Source organism: Thermoanaerobaculia bacterium (genome assembly GCA_035593605.1).
Taxonomy (GTDB): Bacteria; Acidobacteriota; Thermoanaerobaculia; order UBA2201; family DAOSWS01; genus DAOSWS01.
On the sequence record DAOSWS010000049.1, the window covers coordinates 1 to 10206 of the forward strand.

Consider the following 10206-nt stretch of genomic DNA (forward strand, 5'->3'; position numbering starts at 1 on the left):
GATTCCCTACCGTTCCAATTAAAAACAGAATCGTTTTTCAGTGGACCCTACTTTAGAAAGTACAATTTGAAAAAGTTTTATCTTTCACTCGGACATATGATTCATATGATCCAGGACATGGCCGTGCCAGCCCATGTTCGAAACGACAATCATGGAATCAATTATAATCCAGGATCTCCATCTCGCGATATAATCTTTGAAAAAGAAAGATATGAAGCCTATTGCTCAACAAATCACATTAATCTTGATTGTGAATCAGATGACACTTACCAGTTTGATGATTTCTATGACTTTTGGAGTAACAATGAGCAAACCGGACTGGCTGAATTTACTAACCATAACTTTATTTCCCAGGACACAAATTTTGATCACTTTCATTTTGATTGCAGGCAAAACAACTTGTTTCTTTTACCACTCTGGGAAAACACTTACGATGATTATCACTACACCAAGGAAGGTATAGCCTATGCTGTAAGGTATTACCTTCATACAGTTCATGATTTATATACCGACCAGATATACCCGGATGTTCCAATTTCCGCACTTTCCTATTGGGACTTTTTCCAGGACGAATACGGACCCCAGGTTTTTTCAATGAACAGTATGATCTATCGCTCAAATGCGGTAATCCTGCTCCCCCATGCCACAGCGTATAGTGCTGGCTTACTGGACCATATTTTCAAGCCTCAAATTGATGCAAAGGTTAAGCTGGATCCAGCGGATGGATTGGCAACCGCTCAAATAACCAATATTTCCGATATCGATTTTGGCCCTGGAGAAATACATATCACTATCTTTCCACATGACTCAAATTTAAATTGGGAACCCCAATGCTGGAAAATCCCGGGTCTTCCGTGATGTTTAATGGTTCCGAATCACTATCCATCACCGGACTTCAGGCTGGCCAGGTGTTGGAAATTCCGCACATTTTCTTAAATTTGTCAGACAACTACCCTTCATCGACCATACAAATTCTGTTTTTCTACAATGGAGAGATCCAGGGAGACAATAACCGCACCGTCGCCAAAGTTATCACGGTGGACATCGAGATGCCGGAAGTTCATTTTAACGAAATTAAGATGGCGGATTGGGATGGAATACAGGACCAGGAACCCGGCTATTCAGGATATTGCTACTGCGAGCCTAACAATTATGGATATTGCTCGGGCCGATGGCATGCACTGGGTAGTTGGACTTCCAGTTCCCGACATCTATATTCTCAAACCATTGAAGGAGACATGGTCTCTTTATTTCCAGAAAAAGTATCCGAAATCCGGCTTCTTCCCAATTTACCGTCTACTGATTATTACGAACTCTTCGTAAATGGAAACTCGGTCGGAAAAGGGTGGTTTAAGTTTGAACATCCCGACGAAATTCCAGAGACACTTTCCATTCGTATGGGTTACAGTCCATACCTTCATAATATTGAGCCTCCAAGACTTCTTATCAATGGTATTCAGATAATCACGGTTCCCTATGTATTAGTCGATCACACATGGACGATCTATGACCGAATCACGGGATGGGAGCGGGATGATGATCCCTCCTGTCCATTCAAAATCGATTCCCGCCCCTATGTTCGCGGCAAATATGAAGTCAATGGGTGGGGGCTGGTCAGAGCAAACAACCAGGTAGCAGAGAATGATAAGGTATCGATCCTTCGGGAACAATATTATGATGAGGGTTTTCCCTATTGTCTTCAGGGACCGGATTGCGAATTCATGCGAGATATAGTCTCTGGCATCTATCCCTCTATGTCCGAGTGGTATAACAATTATGGTGCAACGTACGGCAACATGCGGCCCTATGGATTGATCGAGGATCTATATAGCACGGAAGAGTTGGACTTTGCAGAATCCAGGGGTCGGCTTTTGGAGCCCTACGACGTGCCGTTTCATTATGTAGAAGGCCAATAGTTGATCAGGAAGATTTGCCATTGAATGTAATCCTCCAACCTATTCGATTGTTCAAAGCGATTCCTCATGGGGTTAGGATTGTTTTTCTTGTTGGTGCCTTCCTCTTCATTTTGACTGACCTATACCACTGGTCGAAGGTGCAGAATTCTAGTATATGGACATTGTCTGAAAATGGTTTATTATTAAGAGCAAGACATCATTGAGGCAGAGAGAGAAGAGGTGGGGATTCCATAGCTGGGGGGCTATCATGAAAAAAGTCATCTTCTTTTGCCTGATTTGCGCATTCGGGTTCGGTTTCATCTATGCCGCGAACCCTCCAGGCTTGATTAACTACGAAGGAATTCTCCGCGATGATACGGGGGCTCCCCTTGATGGCTCCTATGACATGGTCTTTTCCTTCTTTACCGATGCCGCGGCGGGGGAGGAGATCCTGATCGATTCCCACCTGGCGGCCGGGACCGGTGCCGTGACCGTTTCGGGCGGCTTGTTCAACGTGGCCCTGGGGTCCGGCACGGTGGCCGATGGATCGGGATCGGGTACGTACACTACGCTGGGTGCTGTCTTCGCCAATTATGATTCGGTCTGGCTCCAGGTGAACGTGGGGGGAGAGAACCTTTCTCCCCGAATCCGGGTCCTGGCTTCCTCGTACGCGCAGAATGCTCGATCCCTTCAGGGGGTTGTGAACGTGGATACTAGCGGCCGGGTCGGTATCGGAACCGCCACCCCTTCCGCAGACATGCACATCATGGATGACGGCAATCCTACGCTGATTCTGGACGATACCTTAAACACTAACCAGACCCGGATGCAGTATGCCTATGCCGGTACACCGGCCTGGTCAGCCGGAGTGCAGGGCGGAGATGCAATGAAGTACAAAATTGCCTCGTCGGACGACCTGTCCCTCAATACACGTTTGACGATCCAGACCGATGGAAAGGTAGGCATTGGAACCGAAGATCCCGGGTATCTTCTGGATGTGGATGGTGACATTCGAACGACGGGGAGCCTTCGGGACAGCGCCGGGGATGGGGGAACATCGGGGCAGGTCCTTTCCAGCACCGGATCGGGGATTGACTGGGTCGACCCCGCATCGGTCAATGACGGGGATTGGACAATATCGGAAATGAACCTGTACAACACCCAGCTGGGTTCCGTTGGGATTGGGACCACAACTCCCGAACGAAAGCTCCATGTCTCAGGTGATCTCCTCGTAGAAACGTATGGATCTGAAATTCTGGATCAGGAGCAATCGCTGATTCCATCCCAATGGTCTAACAATGTCGCGTGGCAATCGTTCACTGCGGGAATGGATGGGATTTTGTCGTCCATTGCTGTTCAACTTCGATCACCTTTCAGCGATAACTCCGATTGTCCCACGATTGTGAGAATCTATAGCGGGGAAGGCGCTTCAGGAGCCCTTTTATCTTCTCAAACGATCACATTGAGTGGTGGGTTTTCCTGGCGAAAGATTTCTCTGGCTGTACCGGTTTCTGTCACATCTGGAAACCAGTACACAATATGGATTGATCCTGAAGCGAATGAGCGCGCATGGATTCTGTGCTCTGGTGGGGACCCTTATCCAGGAGGTAGACTTAATTACGCTGCCGATTGGGATGCCACCTTCCGTACTTATATCGGTGGTGGACTTTCCCCGGCATTTCTCGTAACAGATCAAAATAGAGCTGGAATCGGGACTGATAATCCAACCAGTAATCTTCACATGCTTTCTTCCACCACAAACGATGGTCTGACTCTTCAGGTGACAGATAACACCTATAGCCAGGGGCTGATGTTTCAGAATTCGGGGGGTGCCTATACCTGGCGGATGTACCGGAAGGATGTGGGATCCAACCATGCGGACCTTGTCTTTGCCAATGGTGCAGATAGTGATTTGTCTGCATTAATGGATGTTGTGACGTTTGAGCACGGCGGGCAGGTAGGAATTGGCAATTCCGATCCTTCCTATGCGCTGGATGTAACAGGGGATATCCGGACCACCGGGAGCCTTCGGGATGCTGCCGGAGATGCAGGCACATCCGGGCAGATTCTCTCCAGCACGGGAAGCGGGATCGACTGGATTAATCCTTCCACAGTGGAAATCGATCCCCAGGTGAACACGTTGACCTCCGGGAAGTGGTGCATGAGCCCGGACGGCATTGTTGTAGATTGCACGTCGGATTTGCCGGACGACGGAGACTGGACGATTTCGGGAAGTGACATGTATTCTTCCGTGTCCGGGAAGGTGGGGATTGGAACCTCTACTCCCGCGAATAAGATGGATGTCGAAGGAGGTATGGCGATAGGGGCTACCTATTCCGGATCCAGCGCAGCTCCTAATAATGGATTGATTGTACAGGGTAATGTCGGAATCGCAACAGATTCTCCGGCTTCGAAACTCGATGTTCGGGGATCAGTCCGTGCCGGGACAGCGACAGAATACGTGGAAATGGAGCATGGAGGAAGTAACGGGTATATCAACTCCGTGGGTGATGGGAATCTCGATTTACGCCATGACAGCAATACCCTGGTGTCGTTGACCGATGTGGGAAACCTGGGAGTCATGACGTCGTCTCCCGACACCGATCTCCATATCTTCTCCCAGGAAACGAACCAGGGCCTTACCCTGCAGGTGTCCGATAATACGTTCAACCAGGGGATACGGTTCAAGAATTCAGGCAATTCCTATACCTGGCATATTTACCGGAAAGATAGTGGATCAAACCACGCGAACCTCGTGTTTGCCAATGGAGCAGAAACAGACATAGCTGCCCTCACCGATGTTGTGGCCTTTGAAGACGGAGGAAATGTTTTGATTGGTGCTATGAGTGCATCAGCTAGATTGACCGTCAAGGATTCCCTGGCAGTAAAAACTGTGATTGGAGATACCTTGGTATTAAATCAGGAAGATGGAACATGGAACAGTCAATGGACTGGTGGCGTTCTCTGGCAATCGTGGACCAATGGATTCCCTGACGCCTATTGGACGGTTGTCACGCTGGATTGCCGTTCGCCTGTATCCGGAAGTGCCGGTTCCGTGACCCTGCGTTTTTATGAAGGGGAAGGCACCGGGGGTACGCTCCTGACGCAGCAGACCGTCACGATCCCGGATAGTTTTGAGTGGCATTCCTTTACAATAATGGACCCCCCCGCACTGACCCCGGGTACTAAGTACACAGTTGCCATGGTACCGGCATCCAGGGATCAATATTACTGGCGGTCAGATAGCGGGAATCCCTATTCGGGCGGAACAAACAATGCTGATGTTACCGAGGATTTCAGGTTTCGGATCTACCTGGGGCTAAGCACAGGAGTAGGGTTCAAGGTCAATGAGAACGGTTCCGTTGGGGTTCGCACTGAAAATACGCAGGGGTATACGCTTGCCGTCAACGGAACAGCGGCGAAAGTTGGGGGCGGAAACTGGTCAACGTATTCCGATATGGATTTGAAAAAGGTGGAAGATCCCTTTACAAGAGGGCTGGCCGATATCGTGTCCCTAAACCCCTACTATTACCAGTTTGATAAGGACAATCCACTGCATCTACCTTCCGATGGGAAATGGGTGGGTCCCCTGGCGCAGGAGGTCCTGGCGTACATTCCCGAGGCCGTGGAAACCGGAACCAGCGGGTATTACCTGGTCAACAACGAACCGATCTTCTGGGCAATGGTGAACGCAATCAAGGAGCTGGATCAGCGCACGGGAGGACGGTCTGCGGCTCAAAATCGAGCAGTAGAGCGGGATGAGAGTAAGGTGCACGAACAGGCAGCGGAAGATCTGGAGGAGTCTAAGACGGAACGCACGGACCGTGAAACGGGCGCGGAGCGTATGCTCGATCGGCGGCTGGTGGAAGAGATGCTGGTCGCATACCCCGTGGAGGCGGGAGATGTCCTGGTCTTTAATCCCGCCAACGGCGAAGAGCTCTACCCGTGCAGTCTGGAGGCCGACCCGATGGTATTGGGGGTGGCGGCGGAAAGTGGAAGTGGCACTGTAATGACGGTGGTTTCCGGGATTACCCTGGTGAAGGCCGACGCATCCATAGCTCCGATCCGTCGTGGCGATCTCCTTGTGTCTTCTCCGATCCTGGGTCACGCGATGAAGGCTCAACCGACCATGGTTGACGGGTTCCCAATGTATCGAAGTGGTACGCTCATCGGAAAAGCGGTGGATACCCTGGATGCCGGTACAGGAATGATCCGGGTTTTAGTCATGATACGGTGAGAGAGAAAGAGGGGCTGTCCCGTGGGGACATGTACTCGCTACGTGTCCCCGGATAAGTGGACTGTCCCCTTTTTATCTCATACACAACGATTTACATAATAAAAAATAGGGACTGTCCCTATTTTATGGGCGCGATGTTCGTTGAAATATCGTCGTCATTGCGAGTGAAACAAAGTGAAGCGAAGTAATCCCGCAGGTGTTTAGGCCTTCTTGAAAAGATCGCCGCGTCGCCTGGCGGCTCCTCGCGATGACATATGGGCTGTCATCACGCATACGTTTCATCTTTGGGAAACAGCATTGTCGCCTTGAAAATCTCCAAAACGAGAGGGTGCGGTCTTCCACCTCAATGTGACTTCGATCACAGGCCTTGCCATTCTGCTATGCTATGGTGGCGATGGTGCAGGGGCTTAAGAATTAGCGAATGGGTGGATTTTATGAATTTGTGGGGTTTGGAGGCAGTACGGTTATGAAAAAACTTATTGTTGTTTCATTGTTTTTTCTGGTTTGTATGGTCGGAACCGTGCATCTGGAGGCGACAGGTCTCGGATTACGGGATACCCCTGTTGTGATGGTTCAGGTTCCGAATGGGGGAGAATTCTGGGATTACTCCCCTGATCCTGCCGTACGGCGATCCCATATGATTTCCTGGTCGGCCATCAACGATGCGGGCCCTGTGACACGGGTTCGAATTTCTTACTCCGCCAATGGAGGAACGACATGGACCTGTGTGGCTGATTCCGATGGTACGACCTGTCCGGATCAGAACGTGTCGGGATCCGACCTCCTCCTCCCCGACGATACTTCCTTTGTCTGGGAAATGCCGACATGGGGGGAGGCCGCCGCTGAGGGACAGACATTCCCCAGCGCGTCAGGCAGAATCCTGGTTGAAGCCTGGGATGATATGTTCAACATGGGGCAGGATATCTCCGATGCCAATTTTTACATGATCCAGCCTACGACTTCCAGCATCGAGACCATTATTCTCTGGAATTCGCAAAGAATAGAATCTGTATACGGAGCATCAGATCAACAGGCTCTGGAATTTAAGCTTGAGGAGCTTGCTGCCCACACCTATGTGGAGGGAGAAATTATCGATCTCAGCCTGGTTCCGGCAATTCAGGATGCCTACGCCTGCTGGGACAAATGCTACGACGGGAATGGGTGTACTGATCTGACCGATTGTTCTGTGGCTAGTTTTGATCCCCAGGTCCGTGCGAATGCCCTCGCTGATCTGATACAAGATCGTATCACGTCCCTGGTTACCGCCACCTTTCCCAATGCCCGATCCCTGATCCTCGTGGGGGATGACGTCCAGATTCCCTTTTACCGGATCGGAGAGGGTGTCCTGCTGAAGTCCGAAGAGTCCTATCCTGCAGAAGTTACGATGGATACAGCCCATACGGTGGGTTCCGCCCTGGAGGATGATTACTACCTCACCGACAATTATTACGCAGAGCTGAATCCGGAGCCTACCGGCCTGCCTGCGCCCCATGATCTGATCTACATCCCTGATCTCTACGTAGGCCGCCTGGTAGAAACACCCACACAGATGATGGATGTCATCAATATATTTTTTGCGGTAGACGGTGAAGTCAACCTGACGAATGGATGGATCCCGCAGCTGGTTACCGGTTTTGGTCCTTCGTTCGATACAGGGTTTGCCATTCGGACCGAATTTACCGCAGACGGGCGGCCCATCGATTGTCGCCTGGATAATCCCCTGGGAAGCGGGACGATGATCCCCTGCATCGATCAACCCTATTCCCCCGCGGACCTGGAGGCTTCCCTCTTCCAGGTCGAGCCCTATCCATTGTCGATGATCGGTAATGGTGCCAACCATTACAGCCTGGAGGCTTCCGAACCTTTTGACTCGACGGATACGCTCTATTGCACCGATCCATCCTACGATATTTCGGGATGTTACCCTTCCGGAATTGAAGGGAATGCTCTGGACCTTTCAGGTACCCTGCTTTTCTCTCTTGGAGATCATAACGGTCTGCCTGTACCCGCATCTGATGGCCGCTCCCTGGATCTGACGGAGGAGTTGGCGAAGAAGGGAGTTCTCGGGTTTATTGCCAGTACATCCTATACATGGGTCGCGGAGGAAGGGAAGGGGTACACCGAGAAGATCATGGAGGAACTGATCGGCCAGCTTCTGGACCACACGGAAATGCCCCTGGGGAAGGCTCTGGCCTATGCCAAGCGAAGGGCTTTTCAGAAGACCAGGGATGATGACTGCTTCAGCCTGAAAGCAATGCACAGTCTTACGCTTTTTGGAATTCCAAACACCGTGGTGCTGTCTGTGCCGCCCCTCAGAGATGGGAAATCTGTGTCCACCCAACCTGTGGTTTCGAAAACTCTTTCTGACCATCAGGGCAACTATGACATTCCTCCGGGAATTGTGGAAATGACCCTTAACCTCGACATCGCCTCGGATGCCTATGATCTCGTCCATCAGGGGACGGGGGATTACTACACAATGAACGGCGTCTCATCGGTCAAGGCCGGTCAGAACATCCAACCCATATTTTCCTATGACACCAATCTTTCCGGGTTTGAGGCCCAGGGTATCGTCTTTACGGGGGGTGTCGTTGAATCCAGGGGAGAGATGAATGTTGTTCTTGCTGCCCCGCACTGTGCAATGTCTGGCACGATTCCGGGGGCGACGGATCCAGATTTGCCCTCCCTTTTACCTGTATTGAAAAAAAGCCACGCTACCGATTCCTCCATATGGGGACGAGTGGGGGACCATAATCTGTTCACGACATTGAATGTGGAAACAGGATATCTGGATCAGGGTACAGAATACACGTTCAGTTCCTATTCGGTGGCAATCTATTACAGCAATACGACCGATTCCGACCCTCCCGTGCTGGCCGATCCAGGTGCGGGCGGCTACCACACCGTCAACGGTCTGGGAGCCGATTTCGTCGTGAGAGTGAACGACGATGAAGGTGTTTTCCGGGTCCTTGTGGTCTGGTTCGATCCCTCAACGCTGACGTGGTCATCAGAAGATCTCACGTACAATTCTGTTGGGGGACAGTGGTCGGGAACCATCGAATTCCGAACCAACGTCCGCTATTTTATCGAAGCCGTGGATACCTCGGGAAACTCCGTTATCGACACGGTCAGGGATGATCTGCCCTACCTGGGGACTGAGGATTATTGTGTGACCAATGGGTGCACCTTTCTTGCCCCGCGCCTCTTTGAGGTGCAGCTGGTCGATCTGGACAATGACACAATGCCCGATGCCTGGGAGGATCTCTACGAATGTGTCCACACGGGAATCGACGACCGGAACGAGGATACAGATGGGGACTTATTGACCCACAGGGAAGAATACCTTGCGGATTCGGACCCCTGCGATCCGGACACCGACGGAGGTCTGGATAATGACGGGTCGGAAGTCCGGCATGGAAGGAATCCCCTCGATCCTGCGGACGACCTTTCCCTGGCTCTGGACCTTTCCAGGAGCGCAGTAGAAGGCACCCTGGATCTCTGCTGGCCCGACGTCATGGAAAGTAACGGCGAGATCGACGGACCCTATTATCTCTACAGGGCTACGGCAGCAGATTTTTCAGACGCAGCGGTGATCTTTGGCCCTCTTTCGGAAGGGACCACATGTCAGCCAGACACTCCACCCTGCGAAACTTGTTTTTATAAGGTCTTCAATCTGGAAATCCCGACCGGACCGGAACCCCAGGTCGATGCCGTGGTGCCGGGCATAGGTTCGGTCGCCGGCGGGGAAGGTGTATCGGTTTACGGGTTGAATTTTCAGGATGGTGCCGAAGTCATGTTCTGTGATGCACCGGCCACGGGTGTTGTATGGAAATCGGAGAGTAAGGTGAATTGTGTGACTCCCGTCCATACTGCGGGTCCCTGCGATGTCACCGTTATCAATCCGGACAAGCTGTCGGATACGATGACGGCTGGATTCCTGTATCAGTAAATTTTGACTGATTAGAGAATTTATCGAATTAGGATTTAATGGGTTTATCCGTCTTTAAAAAATAGGGACTCCTCTAAGCCCCGAGAGCAAGGGGTACGATTTTCACGCCCAACCGATCCATACTT

At 51.1% G+C, this 10206-nt stretch carries 4 protein-coding genes; all 4 read left to right on the top strand.

Annotated elements, in window-relative coordinates:
- Positions 1-858 (top strand): hypothetical protein (locus PLD04_15145; GenBank protein HXK69661.1); only part of this gene is annotated, 858 nt, incomplete at its 5' end.
- Positions 831-1916 (top strand): hypothetical protein, encoded by a 1086-nt coding sequence (locus tag PLD04_15150; protein HXK69662.1) that lies wholly within the window; start codon positions 831-833, stop codon positions 1914-1916. The genes PLD04_15145 and PLD04_15150, both read left to right, overlap by 28 nt.
- 247 nt (positions 1917-2163) lie before the next feature.
- The gene (locus PLD04_15155) at positions 2164-6132 is read left to right on the top strand and encodes a tail fiber domain-containing protein (GenBank protein HXK69663.1); all 3969 of its coding nucleotides are present in this window, start codon (positions 2164-2166) and stop codon (positions 6130-6132) included.
- A 466-nt stretch (positions 6133-6598) separates the two neighbouring features.
- On the top strand, positions 6599-10081 hold the full coding sequence (locus tag PLD04_15160) for an IPT/TIG domain-containing protein (GenBank protein ID HXK69664.1): 3483 nt from the start codon (positions 6599-6601) through the stop codon (positions 10079-10081).
- Positions 10082-10206 lie beyond the last annotated feature (125 nt).